Source organism: Pseudomonas sp. RSB 5.4 (genome assembly GCF_037126175.1).
In the GTDB taxonomy this organism is placed as follows: Bacteria; Pseudomonadota; Gammaproteobacteria; order Pseudomonadales; family Pseudomonadaceae; genus Aquipseudomonas; species Aquipseudomonas fluorescens_H.
In genome coordinates this window covers 1,686,516-1,706,076 of record NZ_CP146986.1, presented here as the reverse complement: position 1 = coordinate 1,706,076, position 19,561 = coordinate 1,686,516, and the positions used below count along the sequence as shown (strand labels likewise).

General features: G+C 60.5%; 18 protein-coding genes. 10 read left to right on the top strand and 8 right to left on the bottom strand.

Translation table 11 applies throughout. The features are described from left to right. Nucleotides 1–107: 107 nt before the first annotated feature. The 8 genes from V9L13_RS07535 to V9L13_RS07500 all read right to left on the bottom strand — a co-directional run bounded on the left by V9L13_RS07535 (nucleotide 108) and on the right by V9L13_RS07500 (nucleotide 11,623). Nucleotides 108–1,778: an ATP-binding protein gene (locus tag V9L13_RS07535; RefSeq protein WP_338802062.1), complete on the bottom strand. Its 1,671-nt coding sequence runs from the start codon at nucleotides 1,776–1,778 to the stop codon at nucleotides 108–110. Continuing rightward, the gene (locus V9L13_RS07530) at nucleotides 1,775–3,277 is read right to left on the bottom strand and encodes an ATPase domain-containing protein (protein ID WP_338802061.1); all 1,503 of its coding nucleotides are present in this window, start codon (nucleotides 3,275–3,277) and stop codon (nucleotides 1,775–1,777) included. The genes V9L13_RS07535 and V9L13_RS07530 overlap by 4 nt, the downstream gene beginning before the upstream one ends. A 140-nt stretch (nucleotides 3,278–3,417) precedes the next feature. After that, complete coding sequence (locus V9L13_RS07525) at nucleotides 3,418–4,473, bottom strand: tetratricopeptide repeat protein (RefSeq protein WP_103483516.1); 1,056 nt, start codon at nucleotides 4,471–4,473, stop codon at nucleotides 3,418–3,420. Between the two features lie 182 nt (nucleotides 4,474–4,655). Continuing rightward, nucleotides 4,656–6,077 carry a TolC family protein gene (locus V9L13_RS07520; RefSeq protein WP_226499272.1) on the bottom strand — a complete coding sequence of 474 codons (1,422 nt, stop codon included), beginning with the start codon at nucleotides 6,075–6,077 and terminating at the stop codon, nucleotides 4,656–4,658. Beyond that, nucleotides 6,077–9,265, bottom strand: coding sequence for an efflux RND transporter permease subunit (locus V9L13_RS07515; RefSeq protein ID WP_338802060.1), 3,189 nt, complete (start codon nucleotides 9,263–9,265; stop codon nucleotides 6,077–6,079). The genes V9L13_RS07520 and V9L13_RS07515 overlap by 1 nt, the downstream gene beginning before the upstream one ends. 15 nt (nucleotides 9,266–9,280) lie before the next feature. Beyond that, nucleotides 9,281–10,534, bottom strand: coding sequence for an efflux RND transporter periplasmic adaptor subunit (locus tag V9L13_RS07510; protein WP_262141774.1), 1,254 nt, complete (start codon nucleotides 10,532–10,534; stop codon nucleotides 9,281–9,283). A gap of 273 nt (nucleotides 10,535–10,807) precedes the next feature. Continuing rightward, entirely contained in the window at nucleotides 10,808–11,260 is a 453-nt protein-coding gene (locus tag V9L13_RS07505) for a DUF805 domain-containing protein (protein ID WP_103483515.1), read from the bottom strand. Between the two features lie 15 nt (nucleotides 11,261–11,275). Next, complete coding sequence (locus V9L13_RS07500; protein WP_338802059.1) at nucleotides 11,276–11,623, bottom strand: DUF4190 domain-containing protein; 348 nt, start codon at nucleotides 11,621–11,623, stop codon at nucleotides 11,276–11,278. A gap of 582 nt (nucleotides 11,624–12,205) precedes the next feature. Between V9L13_RS07500 and V9L13_RS07495 the strand changes: the two genes are divergently transcribed. The 10 genes from V9L13_RS07495 (at nucleotide 12,206) to sctC (ending at nucleotide 19,532) form a co-directional block, all read left to right on the top strand. After that, a complete protein-coding gene (locus V9L13_RS07495) occupies nucleotides 12,206–13,147 on the top strand; it encodes a sigma-54 dependent transcriptional regulator (RefSeq protein ID WP_003225097.1) in 942 nt (313 codons plus the stop codon). Nucleotides 13,148–13,265: 118 nt separating this feature from the next. After that, a complete protein-coding gene (locus V9L13_RS07490; protein ID WP_003225095.1) occupies nucleotides 13,266–13,472 on the top strand; it encodes a hypothetical protein in 207 nt (68 codons plus the stop codon). Between the two features lie 68 nt (nucleotides 13,473–13,540). Further along, on the top strand, nucleotides 13,541–14,458 hold the full coding sequence (locus tag V9L13_RS07485; protein ID WP_003225093.1) for a DNA-binding protein: 918 nt from the start codon (nucleotides 13,541–13,543) through the stop codon (nucleotides 14,456–14,458). 32 nt (nucleotides 14,459–14,490) lie between these two features. Continuing rightward, nucleotides 14,491–14,847: a type III secretion system inner rod subunit SctI gene (gene sctI, locus V9L13_RS07480; protein WP_201137602.1), complete on the top strand. Its 357-nt coding sequence runs from the start codon at nucleotides 14,491–14,493 to the stop codon at nucleotides 14,845–14,847. A 9-nt stretch (nucleotides 14,848–14,856) separates the two neighbouring features. Beyond that, nucleotides 14,857–15,651 carry a type III secretion inner membrane ring lipoprotein SctJ gene (gene sctJ, locus V9L13_RS07475; protein ID WP_338802057.1) on the top strand — a complete coding sequence of 265 codons (795 nt, stop codon included), beginning with the start codon at nucleotides 14,857–14,859 and terminating at the stop codon, nucleotides 15,649–15,651. Next, nucleotides 15,648–16,277: a hypothetical protein gene (locus V9L13_RS07470; protein WP_338802056.1), complete on the top strand. Its 630-nt coding sequence runs from the start codon at nucleotides 15,648–15,650 to the stop codon at nucleotides 16,275–16,277. The genes sctJ and V9L13_RS07470 overlap by 4 nt, the downstream gene beginning before the upstream one ends. Next, on the top strand, nucleotides 16,246–16,851 hold the full coding sequence (sctL, locus tag V9L13_RS07465; protein WP_338802055.1) for a type III secretion system stator protein SctL: 606 nt from the start codon (nucleotides 16,246–16,248) through the stop codon (nucleotides 16,849–16,851). Before V9L13_RS07470 ends, sctL begins: the two co-directional genes overlap by 32 nt. Before the next feature lie 63 nt (nucleotides 16,852–16,914). Beyond that, the gene (locus tag V9L13_RS07460) at nucleotides 16,915–17,136 is read left to right on the top strand and encodes an HPr kinase (RefSeq protein ID WP_003225084.1); all 222 of its coding nucleotides are present in this window, start codon (nucleotides 16,915–16,917) and stop codon (nucleotides 17,134–17,136) included. Then, a complete protein-coding gene (locus tag V9L13_RS07455; RefSeq protein WP_003225083.1) occupies nucleotides 17,123–17,533 on the top strand; it encodes a type III secretion system chaperone in 411 nt (136 codons plus the stop codon). The genes V9L13_RS07460 and V9L13_RS07455 overlap by 14 nt, the downstream gene beginning before the upstream one ends. After that, nucleotides 17,526–19,532, top strand: a complete 2,007-nt coding sequence (gene sctC, locus V9L13_RS07450; RefSeq protein ID WP_338802054.1) for a type III secretion system outer membrane ring subunit SctC — start codon at nucleotides 17,526–17,528, stop codon at nucleotides 19,530–19,532. Before V9L13_RS07455 ends, sctC begins: the two co-directional genes overlap by 8 nt. The last annotated feature ends 29 nt before the right edge of the window (nucleotides 19,533–19,561 follow it).

Genomic DNA, 19,561 nt, shown 5'->3' with positions numbered 1-19,561 from the left:
GCTGATATTCCCCATGTAGGAGCTGCCGAAGGCTGCGATCTTTTGATCTTAAAAAACAAAATCAAAAGATCGCAGCCTGCGGCAGCTCCTACAGTCGTATTTGGGTGTCAGCTCTTGATCATCTCGCGAACCTTGGCGGTCAGCAGATCGAAGGTGAACGGTTTGGTGATCATCTGCATCCCCGAGTCGAGGAAGCCACCGCGCACGGCAGCGTGCTCGGCATAACCGGTGATGAACAACACCTTCAACCCGGGCCGGTACTGCCGGCCGATTTCCGCCAGTTGCCGACCATTCATGCCCGGCAGGCCGACGTCACTGATCAGCAGATCGATGCGCTGCGCCGAGTTGAGGATCGGCACGGCGCCGTCGGCATCGCCGGCTTCGACAAACGCATAACCCAATTCACTGAGCACCGCGCTGACCAGCACGCGCACGGCAGGGTCGTCTTCGACGATCAACACGGTTTCGCCATCCAACGCCTCCGGGGCCTGCTGAACAGCGGACACCGGATGCTCCACCTCTTCGCCGCGAAAGCGTGGCAGGTACAGTTTGACCGTGGTGCCCTGATCGATTTCGCTTTCAATCGTGACGTGACCACGGGACTGTTTGCTGAAGCCGTAAATCATCGACAGACCCAACCCCGTACCCTGACCGATGGGCTTGGTGGTGAAAAACGGATCGAACGCGCGGTTGATCACGCTCTGCGGCATGCCGCTGCCATTGTCGGTGACGCTGAGCATCACGTAATCGCCAGGCTCGAGATTCGGGTAGGCCTCGGTGAATTCCCGTTCAAGCACCTGGTTGCTGGTCTCGACCACCAGTTTTCCGCCTTCGGGCATCGCGTCGCGGGCGTTGAGCACCAGATTGAGCAGGGCGCTTTCCAGTTGATTGGGGTCGGCTTCGGCGATCCACAACTGGTCGTTGAGGCGCATGTCCAGCTGAATGCTTTCGTTGAGGCTGCGTTGCAACAACTCGCCCATCGACAGCACCAGCGTGTTCATCTGCACGGCTTTGGAGTCCAGCGATTGCCGGCGCGAGAACGCCAGCAAGCGGTGAGTCAGACCGGCAGCGCGGTTGGCTGAAGTCACGCCAAGATCAATCAGGCTGTCGAGGTCTTCGGTGCGCCCGCGAGCCAGCCGTCGACGCAGCAGCTCGAGACTGCCGATGATCCCGGTGAGCATGTTGTTGAAGTCATGAGCGATGCCGCCGGTCAACTGACCGACCGCTTCCATTTTCTGTGACTGACGCAAGGCTTCTTCGTTGTGGCGAAGTTGCGCGGTGCGTTCCTCGACCTGTTGCTCAAGGGTTTCCAGGGTCGATTGCAGTCGGCGTTCGCTTTCACTCAGATCAATCAGGCGATCGCGGGCTTCGTACTGTCGTCGTCGCCCGCGTAAAGCGGTGGAGACCAGACTGACCAGGGTCGCCGGATGAAACGGACGCTCGAGAAATGTGACGTTGCCCAGCAGTTTGCTCAGGCGCGAGGAGGGGCCCGGTTCCGGGCCTCCGTGGTGAGTCAGCAAGACGATCGGCAGATCCGACCAGGCCGGTTGCTGTTCGAGAAAATTCAGCAGCGTTTCCAGCTCGGGGCCGCGCAGGGCTTCGGTGGCAATCAGCAGCAGTCCGGCGCCGGGTTCCAGTTGCGCACACAGTGCACCCAGATCTGGCGTGATGACCCCACCAAACCCTGCCTCATTGAGGATCATCAGCGCCACCTGGCTGTCACGACCCATGGGCGCCAGAATCAGCGCCCGCTCCGCCAGCGTTACGGTAACCGTCACAAGGTTTCTTCCCGCAACAGCGGATTGCTCGCGCCGAGGTAAGTCGGCACGCCGCGCAACACACCCTGGAAGGCTTCCAGCGGTTCACCGATGGTTATTCCCTGGGTGGAAATACGGTATTCACGGATCGTCGATTCGTGGCTACCGGTACGTTTCTTGATGATCGAAATCGCCCGGCGGACCTTGCCGATGGCTTCGAAGTAGCGGAGCAGGATCACCGTGTCGGCCAGGTAAGTGATGTCCACCGGTGCCTGCATGTCGCCGACCAGACCGTGCTGGGCCACGGTCATGAAGGTCGCCGCGCCTTTGCGGTTGAGGTACAGCAGCAACTCGTGCATGTGCAGCACCAGTGCATTCTCTTCCGGCATCGCGGCCTGATAGCCGTTGATACTGTCGATCACCACGGTCTTGATGTTGCGCTCGTCAACGCAGCGACGTACCCGGTGGGAGAACTCGCCGGGTGACAGTTCGGCAGCATCCACTTGTTCGATCAGCAGGTTGCCAGTGGCTTGCAGCGCCTTGAGGTCGATGCCGATGTTGTTCATACGCTCAAACAGCAGACCCAGTTCTTCATCGAAGATGAACAGGGCGGCTTTCTCGCCGCGAGACACGGCGGAGGCGGCGAAGATCATCGAGATCAGCGATTTGCCGGTACCGGCCGGGCCAAGGATCAGCGTGCTGGAGCCGGTTTCGACCCCGCCGCCGAGCAAGGCGTCCATTTCCTGGATGCCGCTGCTCAGTTGCAGGCGTGGGTAGTCGCTGCGGTGTTCGGCGGCGACCAGGCGTGGGAACACATGCACGCCGTCGCCCATGATGGTGAAGTCGTGGTAACCGCCACGGTACTTCTGGCCGCGATACTTGACGATGCGCACGCGTCGGCGCTCGGCGCCGTAATTGGGCGTCAGTTCTTCGAGGCGGATCACCCCGTGGGCGACGCTGTGCACGGTCTTGTCGAGGGATTCGGTGGTCAGGTCGTCAAGCAGCAGGACAGTGGCGTCGTAGCGCACAAAGTAGTGCTTGATCGCCAGAATTTGTCGGCGGTAACGCAGCGAACTCTGCGCCAGCAGGCGGATTTCGGAGAGGCTGTCGAGTACCACGCGAGTCGGCTTGAAACGCTCGACCACTTCGAAAATCTGCTTGGTGGCTTCGCCCAGTTCCAGGTCGGAGGAGTACAGCAGGCTTTGCTGATGCTCGGCATTGAGCAGGCTTTCGGGTGGCGTCAGCTCGAAGATCTCGATGTTCTCGTTGAGTTCCCAACCGTGAGACAGCGCGCCCTGGCGCAGTTCACGTTCGGTTTCCGACAGCGTGATGTACAGACAACGTTCGCCGGCACGGGCGCCCGCCATCAAGAAATGCAACGCGACGGTGGTTTTGCCTGTACCGGGTTCACCTTCGAGCAAAAACACATGCCCTCGGGACAAACCGCCGGCCAGGATGTCATCCAGGCCGACGATGCCGGTGGCGGCTTTTGCACTGATCAACTCGTTGGACGTAGACAAAGAATGCCCTCTCATGACTAGGGGAATCGAGGCAGCAGGCTGTATCAGCCGTTGTGCACTACCTGATTACTTGACCGCTGCCAGTCATGACGGTTCCGAGGTTTCGATATCAAAATGTCATTGAATTAACGAGTAAAGGCTCAAAGTCCTTGCTGCAAGGCCGGGTCGTCAGGGTTCATCTGTTCCAGTTGTGCCAGCAGAATCTGCACGTTCTGCAGTTGGCCGCTTTCCTTCCAGTAGTTGATCAGCAGCACCCGGGCCTTGCGGTCGGCGGGGTGTCGCTGCACCACTTCCTGCAACTGTTTTTGCGCCGCTTCCAGCTCTTCGGCGGCGTGCAGGGTGGTGGCGAGGTCGTAGCGGTAATCCTTGTTGTCGGGCTCGAGTTCCACCGCTTTGGACAAACCGAGCAGGGCGAACTCACGCTGGTCGTGGTGCAGCAGCCACAGCCCCAACGCGTGTTGCAGATAGGCGGAATCCGGTTGGGCCTGCAGCTGTCTGGCCAGCAACTGGCGGGCGGCGTCGCTTTGGCCCTGACGGTCGAGGACATCGATTTGCATGACCAGCGCCGGCAGGTTGTCCGGTTCCAGGCGCAGGGTATTGTCGAGCGCTTGCTGGGCTTGTTTGAGTTCGGCGTTGTGCAGATACAGGCGCGCCAGTTGCGCATAGGTGGCGGCGTTTTCCGGTTGCTCCTTGAGCACTTGCTCCCAGCCATCGATCGCTTGCTGCAACGGCGCGAAATACAGACCCAGTTCATCCGGCGTCAGGCCCAGCAAGGCGTTGATCGCAGCGAACCGCACACTTTGGTCTTCATCGTCGAGCATTGGCCCGAGCAACAGACTGCGCTGCCCGCCGGGCACCAGTCCCACCACACTTTGAATCGCCGCCAGCCGTACTTCGGGCGCTTCGTTTTGCAGATGGGCGTCGGCCAGTTTCAGCGCTTGCGGGCTTGGATAGTTGGGCAGCTCCGCCAGCAGCCAGGCACTGCGTTTGGGCGACAGATCCGGGCGCCCCAACTGCTGATACAACTGCCGCGCTGCACCCGGCTGCCCTGAACGGGCCGCCGTGAGGGCTTCGCTGTAGCCGCGCTTGATCGCTTCTGGCACCACCGGGGTGGTGCTGCGCAGCGATAACCAGGCAATGACGATAACCAGCACAAGGCCAAGGCTGATGAACAGGTAGCGGCGGGACTGAGGCATGCAGGATTCCGTGAACGGGCGTTCTTTGGCAGAGGGGGCAAGCTTCGGTCAGCATGGCCGTTGAGTCAAATTCCCACACCGATCAATTGTGAGAACAGGCACAAAAAAGCCCCGCGACCGAATGATACGCGGGGCAAAAAATTGGTTGGTTGCGGCCAACCAAAGGAGCTCTGTAGAAATGCTTACTTGCTGGCGACGGTTTCCGGCTGCCAGCCACCACCCAGGGCCTTGTAGATCGCGACGATGCCGCGATACAGATCGACTTCAGCCTGGGCCTGGCTGTCTTCGGCATTCAGACGTTCCCGCTGAGCGTCGAGCAGCACGAGGAAGTCGGTCGTGCCTTCGCGGTAGCGGATCTCCGCCAGATCGGCTGCCTTGCGGCTCGATTCACTCTGGCGGATCAGCGAGATCAGCCGTTGCTGACGCTTGCCGTAATCGCTGAAGGCGTTTTCCGATTCTTCCAGCGCCAGCAGCACTTGTTGCTCGTAGGTCGCGAGCGCGCCTTCGGCATCGGCATCGGCGCCGCGCAAGCGGGCACGCACGCTGCCCAGATCAAACGCTGCCCAGGTGATGCTCGGGCCGAGTGCCCAGGCGTTGGCCGCCGAGGAACCGATCTGCGAACCACGCCCGGCCGTCCAGCCAAGGAACCCGCTGAGGCTGACCCGTGGGAACAGATCAGCTTTCGCCACGCCGATTCGCGCGGTGGCCGAGGCCAGTTTGCGTTCGGCGCTGAGGATGTCCGGACGGCGTTGCAGCAGCTCACCCGGATCGCCGATCGGCAAGGCCTTGGCAATCGCCGGCAATTCTTTCGGGCTCAGATCCACGGTCAGTTTGTCCGGACGCTCACCCAAGAGGGTAGCGATACGGTTTTTCTGCCGAACCTGTTCCGCCTGCAGTTGCGGCACGCTGGCTTCGACCGAGGCCAGACGCGCATCGGCACGTTCGACGTCGAGCTGATCGCCAACGCCGGCGTCACGCAGGCTGATGGTGATCTTGCGTGACTCCTGCTGGTTTTCCAGGTTGGCCACGGCGATTTTCTCGCGCAGTTGTGCACCGCGCAGCTGACCGTAGGCATCCACCAGTTCGGCAATCATGGTGACTTGCAGTTGGTACAGATCGGCTTCGGCCGCCTGCTGGTCGGCGTCGCTGGCTTCCAGATTGCGCTGAATACGCCCGAACAGGTCGAGTTCCCAGGCCATGTCCAGCCCCAGGTCGTAGCGTTCGCTGTTGACCCGTTTGGTGGTCTGGCCGGGGATTTGTCCCTTGGCCAGATCGCTGCTCGCGCGGCTGGTGATGGTCGGCATCGCATCGTTGCTGACGTCGTCGCGGATCGCCCGGGCGGCTTTCCAGCGGGCGAACGCCACGCGCAGTTGACGGTTGCCTTGCAGCGATTGAGTCACCAACTGGTTGAGGGTCGGATCGTCGAATTGCTGCCACCAGATGCCTTCGAATTTCGAACGGTCAAAGTTCTTCTGACCGGCAGCGCCGTCGGTGGCGGTGGTGATGTTGGCCGCCTCCGTCGCCGGGGTCTTGTAGTCAGGGCCGACGGCGCAGGCGCTCAACGCCAGCACCAGCAGACTCGGCAGGAAGACTTTCAGACTCATTATTGCGCCTCCAGTGGCTTTTGCAGAGCGTGTGCCTTGGCCGCTTTGCGGGCTTCGCCACGCTCGACGAAATTACGGATCAATACGTAGAACACTGGCGTCAGCAACAGACCGAAGAAGGTCACCCCGAGCATCCCGGAGAACACCGCCACACCCATGGCATGACGCATCTCGGCACCGGCACCGCTGGAGAACACCAGAGGCACCACACCCATGATGAACGCGAAGGAGGTCATCAGGATCGGCCGCAGACGCAGACGGCAGGCTTCCAGAACCGCCGCCAGCGGATCGAGACCTTCCAGCTGTTTGTCCTTGGCGAATTCGACGATCAGAATCGCGTTCTTGCACGCAAGCCCCACCAGTACGATCAAGCCGATCTGGGTGAAGATGTTGTTGTCGCTGCCAGAGATGATCACACCGGTGATGGCCGACAGCAGGGTCATCGGTACGATCAGGATCACCGCCAGTGGCAGGCTCCAGCTTTCGTACTGAGCGGCGAGTACCAGGAACGCCAGCAGTACGCAGAGCGGGAACACGAACAGCGCGGTGTTGCCGGACAGAATCTGCTGGTAGGTCAGGTCGGTCCACTCGTAGGTCATGCCGTTCGGCAGTTCATCCTTGAGCAGTTTCTCGATGGCTTTTTCCGCTTGGCCGGAGCTGTAGCCGGGGGCTGCGGCACCGTTGATTTCCGCGGTGATGAAGCCGTTGTAGTGCATCACGCGATCCGGGCCCGAGGTGTCGCTGACCTTGATGAAGGTCGCCAGCGGGATCATTTCGCCTTTGTTGTTGCGCACTTTCAACTGACCGATCTGGTCGGATTCGAGACGGAACTGCTGTTCAGCCTGAACGTTGACCTGATAGGTGCGCCCGAAGCGGTTGAAGTCGTTGGCATACAGCGAACCCAGGTAGATCTGCAGGGTATCGAAGATGTCGCTGACGGCCACGCCGTGGGTCTTGGCTTTTTCGCGGTCGATGGCAGCGTCGACCTGCGGCACGTTCACCGTGTAGCTGGTGAACAGCCCGGCCAGTTCAGGCACGTTGTGGCTCTTGGCGATGATATTCATGGTTTCCTTGTACAGCTCGTCGTAGCCCAGGTTGCCCCGGTCTTCGATTTGCAGGCGGAAACCACCAATGGTGCCCAGGCCTTGTACCGGCGGTGGCGGGAAGATCGCCATGTACGCTTCCTGAATGTTCGCGTACTGACCGTTCAAGGCTCCGGCGATTGCTCCGGCGGACATGCTCGGGTCTTTACGTTCGTCGAACGGTTTCAGGGTCACGAACACGATGCCGGCGTTCGGGCTGTTGGTGAAGCCGTTGATCGACAGGCCGGGGAACGCTACGGCGCTTTCCACGCCCGGTTGCTTCAGTGCCAGGTCGGACATGCGCTTGATCACGTCTTCGGTGCGATCCAGGCTCGCGGCGTCCGGCAGTTGCGCGAAGGCCACTAGGTATTGCTTGTCCTGGCCGGGTACGAAACCGGTCGGGGTGTTGGCAAAACCGAAGAAGGTCAGCACCATCAGGCCTGCGTACAGCAGCAGGGCGATACCGCTGCTGCGGATGACCCGGCGCACGGTGCCGACATAACCATGGCTGGCGCGGTCGAAGAAGCGGTTGAACGGACGGAACAGCCAGCCACCGAAGATCTTGTCGAGCACTTTGGAGAAGCGGTCTTTCGGCGCGTCATGGCCTTTGAGCAACACCGCAGCCAGTGCCGGCGACAGGGTCAGCGAGTTGAACGCCGAGATCACGGTCGAGATCGCAATGGTCAACGCAAACTGCTTGTAGAACTGCCCGGTGAGGCCGGAGATGAACGCGGCCGGTACGAACACCGCACACAACACCAGCGCCGTGGCGATGATCGGACCGGTCACTTCACCCATGGCTTTTTTGGTCGCATCGAACGGGTTGAGCCCCAGTTCAATGTTGCGCTCGACGTTCTCCACCACAACGATGGCGTCGTCGACCACGATCCCGATCGCCAGAACCAGGCCGAACAGCGACAGGGCGTTGAGCGAGAAGCCGAACAGGTGCATGACCGCAAACGTACCGATCAACGATACCGGCACCGCCACCAACGGAATGATCGAGGCACGCCAGGTCTGCAGGAACAGGATCACCACCAGCACCACAAGGATCAGTGCCTCGAAGAGGGTGTGAACCACCGCTTCGATCGAGCCGCGCACGAAGATCGTCGGGTCATAGACGATGCTGTAGTCCATGCCTTGCGGGAAGCTTTTCTTCAGTTCTTCCATCTTGCCGCGAACTTCGTTCGAGATCTCGATGGCGTTTGAGCCTGGACGCTGGAAGATCGGGATCGCTACAGCAGGCTGGTTGTTCAGCAACGAACGCAGGGCGTACTGGCTGGAACCCAGCTCGACGCGAGCGATGTCCTTGAGACGAGTGATTTCACCGTTGTCGCCTGCGCGAATGATGATGTTCTCGAACTCTTCTTCGGAGACCAGACGGCCCTGAGTGTTGACCGACAGCTGGAAGCTTTGGGCATTCGGGGCAGGGGGCGCACCGAGTTGACCGGCAGCGACCTGACGGTTCTGCTCACGAATCGCGGTGACCACATCAGTGGCGGTCAGATTGCGCGAAGCGGTCTTGTTCGGATCCAGCCAGACCCGCAGCGAGTAGTCGCCCATACCGAACAGCTGCACGTCACCGACACCACCCAGGCGAGCCAGCTCATCCTTGATGTTGAGGATCGCGTAGTTGGACAGGTAGAGCATGTCGTAGCGTTTGTCCGGCGAGGTCAAGTGCACAACCATGGTCAGGTCGGGCGAGGCCTTGTCGACGGTGATACCGATGCGCGTCACTTCCTCGGGAAGTTTCGGTTCGGTACGGGTCACCCGGTTTTGCACCTGCACCTGCGCGTTGTCCAGGTCAGTGCCCAGGGCGAAGGTGATGGTCAGGGTGATCTTGCCGTCAGCGGTGGACTGCGAGGACATGTACAGCATGTTCTCGACGCCGGTGATGGCTTGCTCCAGCGGAGCGGCCACGGTTTCACCGATGACTTTGGGGTTGGCGCCCGGGAAGTTGGCACGCACCACCACGGTAGGCGGCACGACTTCCGGGTATTCGCTGATCGGTAGCTGGAACAGCGAGATCGCACCGGCGATCAGGATCAACAGCGAGAGCACCGCTGCGAAGATCGGCCGTGAAATGAAGAATTGGGAAAAATTCATCGGAGTTGTCGTCCCTTAACCGCGTGGGGTCGCAGCGGCGAGCTTCACAGCCGTACCCTGTGCACCTTTGGCGGGTGCGACTTTGGGCAGGTTGCTGGCTTCCAGCGCTTGTCGTTGTTGAGCCAGAGCGGCGATGGTCTGCTCGCTGGCCATCGGGATCACTTCAGGGGTAACCGGCGAACCCGGACGTACCCGCTGCAAGCCCTTGACGATGATCGTGTCGTCCTTGTTCAGGCCGCTGCGCACGATGCGCAGGCCTTCGATCTTCGGCCCGAGTTCGACGGGACGGTAGGCGGTCTTGTTGTCCGCATCCATCACCAGCACGAACTTCTTGCCCAGATCGGTGCCGACCGCTTCGTCGTTGATCAGCATGGCGTTGTAGGTGCCGCTGCCGACCAGTTTCAGCCGTGCGTACAGGCCTGGGGTGTAGGTGCCGTCGCTGTTGTCGAACACCGCACGACCACGGATGGTGCCGGTTTTCGGGTTGACCTGGTTGTCGACGAAGTTCATTTGACCGAGGTGCGGGTTGCCGTCTTCGTTGGACAGGCCCATGTACACCGGAGTGGTCGCGCCGCGCTGACCGTTACGGGCGAGTTGGGTGTATTTGAGGAACACACGCTCGTCGGCGTCGAAGTAGGCGTAGACCTTGTCGGTGGAGACCACACTGGTGAGCGGGGTGGTGTCGGCGGTCACCAGGTTGCCCGCAGTGATTTCGGCACGGCTGACGCGACCACTGATTGGCGCGGTGACGCGGGTGAAGCTCAGGTTCAGCTTGGCCAGATCCAGCTGCGCTTGCAGGGCGCCAACGGCGGCGCGGGCTTCCTGTGCAGCACTGGTGCGCGAGTCGGCCAGTTCAGCGGAGATCGCGTTGCTGGCACGCAGACGTTCGCCACGACCGGCTTCGTTTTCACTGCGGGTGGCGTTGGCGCGGGATTGGGCAACCAGAGCTTCGAGGCGGCGCACCTCAGCCTGGAAAGGACGCGGGTCGATCTGGAACAGCAGGTCGCCTTTCTTGACCAGCGCGCCTTCGGTGAAGGCGACCTCGTCGATCTGGCCAGAGACCCGGGGACGGATTTCAACGGTTTCCGGCGCTTCGAGGCGCCCGGTGAATTCGTCCCACTCGTTGACCGGTTGTTCCAGCACCTTCGCCACGCTGACTTTGGCAGCGGGCAGGGTGGCGGCAGTCTCCGGAGTCTTGCCGCAAGCGCTCATCACCAGCACGGCCAACAGGGCCAAGGGGAAGCGCAAATGTTTGAGTGACTGTTCCATGGAATCATCCGCCAATGTATTGAAGATGGGCGGATGATGCTCGGCGGGGGTGTGATGGCACGAATCGAATGAAGCAAAGGTAACTATCATTCGGAATGATATAAGACCGATTCGAGCCCTCTAGCATGCACCTTTCGTTAGGGGGCTATCAATCTGTTTGATGACAAATCTATGTTGCGCCGCGAGTAAAAATCCGGCGGCGTTTCAGATTCATGTCGTACAAACAAAGAGACGGCCATGAAGGCCGTCTCGTTCAACGTGCTGCGGGGTGACTTAGTTGTTGCCTTTGCGGTTCGGCCCGAAACGGTTTGGCCCCGGCTGGCTGTCTTGTACCAGGAACACCAGGTTGACGATCGGCAGCAGCAACCACCAGCCGCTACGGTCGGTGTCGTGCATGCGGCGCGCACCGGCGGCAATGCTCGGCAGGAACATCGCCAGACTGTACAGGTTGTAGAGCACGCCCTTGGTGTTGAGCATTGCATCGAGAACGCCCATGACAATGCAGATACCCAGGTTGATCAGCACGAACATCCAGTATTCGCGGCGAGTGGCGCGGCCTTTGAATTCGGCGTAATTCTTCAGCGCTTCCACGTAAGGGTTGCCCGTGGTGATCGCGGGACCGCTTGCATAGGACTGTTGAGTTGCCTGAGGTGCACCGCACTGTGGGCAGGCCACAGCCAGACTACTAATCTCCTTGGCGCAACCACGGCAGAAAACCAAGCTCATATTTTTTCCCTAAAATTATTCAATCGATAGACAGGACAAAACGAACGCGGCAAGGCCTGACAAAACAATGCCGGCAATCGCGAGGTTTCTTCCTGAGTGTTTTTGGTTGATACAGACGATGCCGCAAGTGAGGCCCGCAAGGCTGAGAATGCCCACACCGACAATCGCATCCCTGTCCCATTCGGAATCATCAAACAGGGTAAGTGCGCTGATAATTCCGAGGATCAACGAAACGATGGCCAGCCAGGGTATTGCAGCTTGCGTTTGCGGCACGCAGGCCTGTTGGGCAGCCCCGCATTGGGGGCAGGTGAGCGCCGTTTCGTGTAGCTCCTTGGCGCAAGCACGACAATAGACCATTGCCATCGTTTTCCTTAACTGAGTGCGAATGCCCGACCCTCCATCGGTCGGGGCGGCGGTAAGTTAATAGTTATTGCAAGATTTGTCATGCAGCGTTTGTATAAACAGCCTCTCAATGTTTAATCCGAGAGAAAGTAAGCGGGTATTACCATTGGCTGTTCATTTTGAGATCCCTGAAGTTTTCTGGCGCTTTTTGAGGTGTACTTTCGCAGATAGCGTCAAGATGTCAGGGTTATTGATATTCCCTATGATTGAGCTGTTGAATTTCAATTTTGCCGGCTCGAACGGTCTGCATAGACTGCCTGACAGCGGATGTCTGCTCGATTGACAGTCGCGCGGCAGATTTGCGCAAATACAAGCCGCCGTCGTTCATGCAAGCATTGCCGGGCAGATCCAGTCAGTGGGGGATTGGCTGTGAAAATGAACGCCGGGTACCTGCTGATCTCTATCGTCCAGAAAAAAAGAATGGTGTGGCAGGCATACATTGCGTTCGCGACGTCGATTCTCCTTCCAGTGTTTTGCGTTGAGGAAGGTGCGGCGTTCTGTATTCCTCGAGCCCGACAGAAGTGATCATCATGAGGGAACAAGATGACCGGGGGTTTTTCGAATAATCACTCTACGCATTGGGAACATGAAGTTCTCGACAGTGCAGGGACGCTGCAAGCTTTCATAAATAAGGCTGCGCCATTGAAGGTCGATATGGTGCTGGAAGGCGAAACCGGCACCGGCAAGGACACGCTGGCCCGACGTATTCATCAATTGTCCTGTCGCGAGGGACCGCTGATTGCACTCAACTGTGCAGCGGTGCCCGAGCAACTGGCCGAGAGTGAATTGTTCGGGGTCATGGCCGGCGCCTATACCGGCGCGTCAAAGTCCCGGGCGGGCTATATCGAAGCCTCCAACCACGGCACGCTGTATCTCGACGAAATCGACAGCATGCCGTTGCTGCTCCAGGCCAAGTTGCTGCGGGTGCTGGAGATGCGCGGTATCGAGCGCCTGGGCTCGACGCGCTTTGTGCCGCTGGACCTGCGGGTGATCGTCGCCACCCAGACCCCCCTGGAAAAACTGGTGGAAGAGGGAAAGTTTCGCCGCGACCTGTTTTTTCGCCTCAATGTGATCAAGATCCAGCTCCCCACCTTGCGCTCGGGTCTGCAACACATCCAGCCGTTGTTCCAGCGCTTCGTCAATGAAGCCGCCGTGCGTCACCATCAACCGATTCCGCAACCCGACCCCGACCTGCTCAAGCGTTTGCTCAGCCATCGCTGGCCGGGCAACATCCGAGAACTCAAATGCGCTGCCGAGCGTTTCGTGCTGGGCATGCCTGCGTTGCAGATGGATGCACCTTTCGGTGATTGCCAGTCCGGCGTGCCGCTCAAAAGCCATTTGCGCCTGTTCGAGAAAACCCTGATCCAGGATTGCCTCAGCCGTCACGACAAGTGCATTGACGCGGTGATCAGCGAACTGGGGATCCCCCGACGCACCCTTTACCACCGTATGAAAAGCCTGAGCATCGATTCCCCCGAGCTCTGATCTCGGGTTTGTGCGCATCGATTTGCCGACCTCATGGAACCGCTTCCGAGAATCGACCACTCACTGTTCGAACACCATTGGGGTGTTCAAACAACCTTCGATTATCAGGAGTAACACTATGGCCGGTACCGCATCCCTTGGCGCTTCGATGGCTGCCATGACGCAGATGGACGCCACTGCTGCAGCAACCACCACCATGAACGCCCAGGCTCAGTCCAACAAGATGATGACCGATACCGTCAACGGTATCGCCAGCGCCTATCAGGACTCTGCCACCAAAGCGCAGAACGCTGCCCAGCAGACCGGCAAGGCGATCAACTACTAAGTGGTCGTGGGCTCTCTCGACTCCGGTCGAGAGGGCCATGACTTGCGCAGTCAAGCAGGAGCACATCTATGTTTTCCACTTCGATAAGCATGCCCCAGACCACCTCGTTCCAGGGCGGTTTCAATACGTCCGGCCTGGGCAATCTGCAGAGCAACTCCGACAGCGGCGCCGGGCAGATCGCCTCGTTGCTGGGCGAGGCACTGTTCGAGAAAAACGGCAGCGGCGCGAACATCCGTGATGCGAAAAACCCGCTGCTTGGGATGATCGCCGACTACATGGACAAGAACCCGGACAAATTCGGCAAGCCCGACGATGCCAACGGCAAGGTTCGCAGCTGGCGTGATGAGCTGAGTGAGGACAACTACCTCAACAAAGAGGAGAAGCAGGCCTTCACCCAAGGTCTGGAAGGTCTGATCAAGGACATTCTCGGCGGCGGCACCCAGAACGGCGGCAACGTCGGTGGCAGCAATGGCGGCTGGAATCCGGGCGCCGGCAATACCGGCAACAGTCAGGGCAGTGGCGGTATCCAGGACTTGCTGTCGTCGCTGCTGGGCAATCTGGGCGAAGAAAAACTCGACAACCTGCTCAAGCCTACCGGTAACCCCGTGCGTGACGCGAAGGGCGAAATGGCTTTCTCCAACGACGACAAGGACGTGCTCAAGGAAGTCGCGCGTTTCATGGACATGCACCCGGAAGAGTTCGGCAAACCGGACGGCAAATCCAAGGACTGGATGGGCGAGTTGTCCGAGGGCGATCTGTTCATGTCCAAGGGCGAGAGCAAGCAGTTCCAGAAAGCCATCGACATGATCAAGGGTGAGGTCAAGGGCAGTGCCCAAGGCAATTCACTGGGCGGACTGTTCCCCAATGCCGAGCAGAACTTCCTCAACGGCGGTGCCGGTAACACCCTGAAAACCGACGCCAGCATCGCGGCCGGTAACGTCTTGTCGGTGCTGGTACAGCAAAGCTCCACCAGCTATCGCGGCTGATTGTAAACCTTCGTCCCGGCAGGAGAGCATGAATGGCGATTACAGGGGTAACAGTTAACCACTCGGGTCTATCCGTTACCGAAGGGCTGCCGCTCAGGCCGCCTGCCGAGGCGGACATTGCCTGGTTTAACTCACAGATGCAGCAGGCCGCTGCCCGGCCACCGCGCGAGGAGGCGGCAGATTCGCCGATCGCCCGCGCTTCTACGGCCCTGCAAAAGGATGCCGACAAGGCCGATCGAGACTTGCAGCGAGCATCGCGCTCCACTGATCCGCAGCAGGCGTTGCAGGCCAACCGGTCCTTGTCCTCGTTTTATCTGGAGAGCCTGCTCAGCGCCAAACTGGTGAGCAAGGCTGCTCAGAGCGTAGAAAAACTCACCAGTCTTCAATAAGGCCAGACCATGCATTTCAAGGCATTCAGGCGGCTTGTGCCGGCGCTGATGATCCTGCTGCTGTGCGGTTGTGGCGAGCGTATGGAGCTGCATCGCGACCTCTCCGAACAGGACGCCAACGAAGTGCTGGCGGAACTGGCCGGCAAGCACATCGATGCGCAGAAGCGGCTGGACAAGAACGGCGTCGCGGTGCTGGTGGCGACCCGTGACATTTCCCGGGCGGTGCGGGCGCTCGAAGCCGTGGGGTTGCCGCGCCGCTCGCGCTCCAGCCTGGGTGAAGTGTTTCGCAAGGAAGGGGTGATTTCCTCGCCGCTGGAAGAGCGCGCGCGGTACCTCTATGCCTTGTCCCAGGAGCTGGAGCAGACCCTGTCGCAGATCGACGGTGTGGTGGTGGCCCGGGTTCACGTGGTGCTGCCGGAACGGGTGGCGCCGGGCGAACCGGTGCAACCGGCGTCGGCAGCGGTGTTCATCAAACACCGCGCGGAACTCGACCCGGACAGTGTACTGCCACGCATCCGGCGCATGGTTGCCAGCAGCATTCCGGGAATCAGCGGCGCCGATGACAAGAAACTCGCGGTGATCTTCGTGCCCGCCCAGAGCTATCAGGAGGCCGAGGAACAGGTGAATATCGGCCCGCTGCGCATGACTCAGGAACGCTGGCAGTTCTGGCAGTGGCTTGCCGGGCTGTGTGTGCTGGCGGCGTTATTGCTGGCGGGAGGATTGCTGGTGCTCAACCCGCAATGGCGTCAGCGCCTGGGCAAAGCGGTAGGCGGGGCCAGACCGACGCCGTCGGATCCGCGATGAGTGTGTCGGCGGTTTCTCCGGAGCAAGCGCTGGCCTGGGTGCGCTGGTGGGTGCAGGGCGCACGGCAAGCCGAGGCTGATTGGGCTTTGGGCGAGCAGAACGTTGCAGCACACTGCCTGGCGTTTTTACGCAGTCATTCGGGGCCGTGGCTGGATGCGCATCTGGGCATGAGCGCCGAGTGGCCCGCCACACCCAACCCCGTTCTGTTGCCGTTGCTCAGCCTGGATCGTGAGCAATGGCGGCGGGTGTTGAACCTGGTGGCAGCGGTCTGCGCGGGCAGCCAGACCCCGCAACCGCCGGGCTTGAGCCACCCCGAGCTGATCTGGTGTCGACGTCTGGGCAAGGCGCTGCAACCGGGAAACTGGTTGCCGCCGACAGCGTTGGCCGACACTGCCGAGATTCGCGGCCTGCGCCTGTTGCGGGCGTGGGTGGGGGAGTCGGCCTGGTCTCGCTTGCGTCTGACGTTTGCCCGTTCGCGCGTGGTCGATGCCGAACGTGTGAGTTTCGCTTCGCTGCCGGGGCAACGCCTGACGAGCCTGTGGCAGGCCGTCAGTTGGTACGCCCTTACTGTCCCGAATGAACAAGGAACGCCCCATGTTGACTCGCCGCTGTCTGACGTTCAGTGATCCTCAGGCGTTGCCCGACGGCCCGGTTCTGCGCCGTGAAATCCTCGAACAAAATCTGTTGGCCAGTCAGCTGCTGGAGGCTGCCCGCAGCAATGCCGAAAGCATCCTCGCTCAGGCACGCCGGCAGTCGGCGCAACTGGCCGACGAGGCCCGTGAGCAGGCACGGGCCGAGGTCTGGCGTCAGGCGGACGCGCTGCTCAACGAATGGCAGCGGCAGCGGCAACAGATGTGGACGGACATTATCGCCAGTGCCGAAACATTGGTCAGCGAGGCCATGCAGTGTCTGTTGGGAGAAACGGTGCAACCGGAGCGTATCAAGGCGCTGTTGCGCCAGCTCGCCGCAGCTCAGCCCTCGGATGAAGCAGGCGTGCTGCACTGTCATCCTGCAGAGCTGGATGCCGTCAGCCACCAGTTGCAGACGACGCAAGCGCTGTGGAGTGTCCGCGCCGACCCGCAACTGCCGCCGGACAGCCTGTGCCTGCGAACGGCGCTGGGGGATTTCAGCCTGTCGTGGGGCGCCCTGGTCGCCCAGGTCTGGCCATTGCCGCGAGTCCCGGCGCAATCAGTGCGATAACGCATGGAACCAAACTCGAAGGCTGACCACTCAGTGGGCAGTTTTCGGACCTGGAGTCTCACCATGCTGTCTTCTGATGCACTGCGCCGCCGTCTCGACAACACCTTCGAACACACGCAAAAGGATCTGGATTCCGCGGCTTTGTCACTGGATGCGTTTTCCCCGGATGACTGGCACGCGTTCAACTCGGCGATCCGCCAGTCCTCCACCGCCAGTTGGGCGGCCAATCAGGAAATTGTCGTCAAGCACAACCTGGCCAAGGCAATCATCAATGAAATCCGCTGAGCTTAGCGTCACCGTGCAACGCTGGCTGGACAGTGGTGAGGGCGAACTGACGCTGCTGATCGATCAGCAATCGGTGCGCCTGCAACGGCGACCCGCCGGAGTGCTGTGTTGTGCCGGATTGAGTGTCGCCTGGCGCGGTGGCGACGCCGACCTTGAAGCAGCTCTGCGTTTGTCCGGCCCCAGTCTCGGACGCTTCAGCGCCGCCCTGGCGCTGGACCCGCAGGAGCGGCGTCTGTGTCTGGTGCGCTATCTGCCATTCGACGGAGTCAGCCCGATCATCGCCGCGCTGGAAGCCTTGGCCAATCAGCGTGAAGTCTGGGAAGCGATGCTGGCCCATACCCCGGCACCGGTGCGCCCTCGGCATCACGCTCTACCTTTGGGGCACCGTTATGTTTAAGCATTTGTGCGGGATGTCCCTGCTGCTGGCACTGTCGTTGCCGACCCTGGCTGCGGTCCCCGCTGACTGGGGGCAATCGGCCTACGCCTACGAAGCCACACAAACTCCGCTGGACACCGTGCTCAGGGATTTCGCCAATGCCTTTGGGGTCGGCCTGAGTATGACCGGTGTCAGCGGTATGCTCGACGTCAAATTGCGCGCGACCAATGCCGTGGAATTTCTCGATCGACTGGCGCTGGAACACCAGTTTCAGTGGTTCGTCTACAACGGCAAGTTGTACATCAGCCCCCAATCGGCCCAGGTTGCGCAGCGTCTCGAAGTGTCGGCCGATGCCGCGCCGGATCTGAAACAGGCGCTGACCGATATCGGCCTGCTGGACAAGCGTTTCGGCTGGGGCGAATTGCCCGATGAAGGTGTGGTGCTGGTCAGCGGGCCGGCGCGTTATGTCGAGCTGATCCGCAGCTTCAGCAAGGAGAAGATCAAGCCTGACGAGAAGCAGCAGGTGATGATGTTTCCGCTGCGTTTTGCGGCCGTCGCCGACCGGCAGATTCAGTACCGCGAGCAAACCGTGAGCATCCCCGGCGTGGCGGCGATTCTCGAAGGGCTGCTGGAAAACCAGCGCTCCACGACGCCTTCAGCCCTGGACCCCAAGGCCAATATCAATGCGCTGCAGAGCATGGCTGATACTGCCCGGGGCAAGATCGTGCGTTTGGCCACGGAGCGGATCAGCGGCCGTGCCGAGGTCAAGTCCAACGTCGGTGGACAGCGGCGCGTTGCCGCTGATGTGCGCAACAACGCCGTGCTGATTTACGACAACCCGGACAAGCGCGGGCAATACCAGCAACTGATCGAGCAGCTGGATCTGCCGAGCAAACTGGTGGAGATCGACGCGATCATCCTTGATATCGACCGCAGTCAGTTGACCACCCTGGAGTCGCGCTGGTCGGCCCGTGCTGGCAGCGTCACGGCGGGTAGCTCGCTGCTCGGCAGTGGCTCGTCGACCTTGTTCATACGCGACTTCGACCGATTCTTTGCCGAGATTCAGGCACTGGAGGGGCAGGGCGTGGCCTCGGTGATCGCCCGTCCCTCGGTGCTGACCCTGGAAAATCAGCCGGCAGTGATCGACTTCAGCCGCACGCAGTACATCACCGCCACCGGCGAACGCGTGGCGACGATTGAACCGGTTACGGCCGGCACCAGCCTGCAAGTGATTCCGCGCACCATTGCCGGCGGTGGCGACAATCGTTTTCAGTTGATCGTCGATATCGAAGATGGCCAGCTGGAGCAGGTTCGCGACCAACAGACGCCGACCGTCAAACGCGGCACGGTGAGCACTCAGGCGGTGATCGCCGAAAACCGTTCGCTGGTGATTGGTGGTTTCCACGTCGATGAGCGTGGCGACCAGCAGCAACAGGTTCCGGTGCTCGGACAGATTCCGTTGTTGGGGCCACTGTTTTCCTCCAACAAGCGCCAGACGTCGCGGCGCGAGCGCTTGTTCATCCTGACACCACGCCTGATTGGCGACCAGGTAGACCCGGCGCGCTATGTGGCCAGTGAAAACCGCGGGCAACTCGACCGGGCGCTGGCGTCCGGCCGTGAACCGGGAAAACCTGCGATTTTGCGTGCAGCGATAGCCGCGACTTTTGCCGGTCTGGTCAAGGGCGCTATCCCGGGTGATATCAAACAGTCATCATCTGGTGCGGCCTTGGGCGACCTGTGTAAAGTGCCAGCGACGCTCACGCTGGATCGGCAGCGGATGCAGTGGTTCAACGCAACGGATTATCGGGTGGCGGTCGGCGTGGTGAAAAACACCAGTGCCACACCGCAGCGCATTGACCCGGCAGCTTGTTCAGGATCACAGACATTGGCCGTAACAGTTGCGCCCAAGTTCCTGTTGCAACCTGGTGAATCAACTGAGATTTTCGTGGCTTTACGACCGACGGCGACTGCAACGCCTGCGGCAACACCGGCACGGATATCGATGTTGCCCCCACAGTGATGGGGGTTATAAAAAATAACGAGACCTGC

What these genes read in the sequence shown, in the direction of transcription:
- V9L13_RS07525 (WP_103483516.1), bottom strand. Translation starts at nt 4,473, where the DNA reads ATGCCTCAGTCCCGCCGCTACCTGTTCATCAGCCTTGGCCTTGTGCTG.
- V9L13_RS07520 (WP_226499272.1), bottom strand. Translation starts at nt 6,077, where the DNA reads ATGAGTCTGAAAGTCTTCCTGCCGAGTCTGCTGGTGCTGGCGTTGAGC.
- V9L13_RS07515 (WP_338802060.1), bottom strand. Translation starts at nt 9,265, where the DNA reads ATGAATTTTTCCCAATTCTTCATTTCACGGCCGATCTTCGCAGCGGTG.
- V9L13_RS07510 (WP_262141774.1), bottom strand. Translation starts at nt 10,534, where the DNA reads ATGGAACAGTCACTCAAACATTTGCGCTTCCCCTTGGCCCTGTTGGCC.
- V9L13_RS07505 (WP_103483515.1), bottom strand. Translation starts at nt 11,260, where the DNA reads ATGAGCTTGGTTTTCTGCCGTGGTTGCGCCAAGGAGATTAGTAGTCTG.
- V9L13_RS07500 (WP_338802059.1), bottom strand. Translation starts at nt 11,623, where the DNA reads ATGGCAATGGTCTATTGTCGTGCTTGCGCCAAGGAGCTACACGAAACG.
- V9L13_RS07495 (WP_003225097.1), top strand. Translation starts at nt 12,206, where the DNA reads ATGACCGGGGGTTTTTCGAATAATCACTCTACGCATTGGGAACATGAA.
- V9L13_RS07490 (WP_003225095.1), top strand. Translation starts at nt 13,266, where the DNA reads ATGGCCGGTACCGCATCCCTTGGCGCTTCGATGGCTGCCATGACGCAG.
- V9L13_RS07485 (WP_003225093.1), top strand. Translation starts at nt 13,541, where the DNA reads ATGTTTTCCACTTCGATAAGCATGCCCCAGACCACCTCGTTCCAGGGC.
- sctI (WP_201137602.1), top strand. Translation starts at nt 14,491, where the DNA reads ATGGCGATTACAGGGGTAACAGTTAACCACTCGGGTCTATCCGTTACC.
- sctJ (WP_338802057.1), top strand. Translation starts at nt 14,857, where the DNA reads ATGCATTTCAAGGCATTCAGGCGGCTTGTGCCGGCGCTGATGATCCTG.
- V9L13_RS07470 (WP_338802056.1), top strand. Translation starts at nt 15,648, where the DNA reads ATGAGTGTGTCGGCGGTTTCTCCGGAGCAAGCGCTGGCCTGGGTGCGC.
- sctL (WP_338802055.1), top strand. Translation starts at nt 16,246, where the DNA reads ATGTTGACTCGCCGCTGTCTGACGTTCAGTGATCCTCAGGCGTTGCCC.
- V9L13_RS07460 (WP_003225084.1), top strand. Translation starts at nt 16,915, where the DNA reads ATGCTGTCTTCTGATGCACTGCGCCGCCGTCTCGACAACACCTTCGAA.
- V9L13_RS07455 (WP_003225083.1), top strand. Translation starts at nt 17,123, where the DNA reads ATGAAATCCGCTGAGCTTAGCGTCACCGTGCAACGCTGGCTGGACAGT.
- sctC (WP_338802054.1), top strand. Translation starts at nt 17,526, where the DNA reads ATGTTTAAGCATTTGTGCGGGATGTCCCTGCTGCTGGCACTGTCGTTG.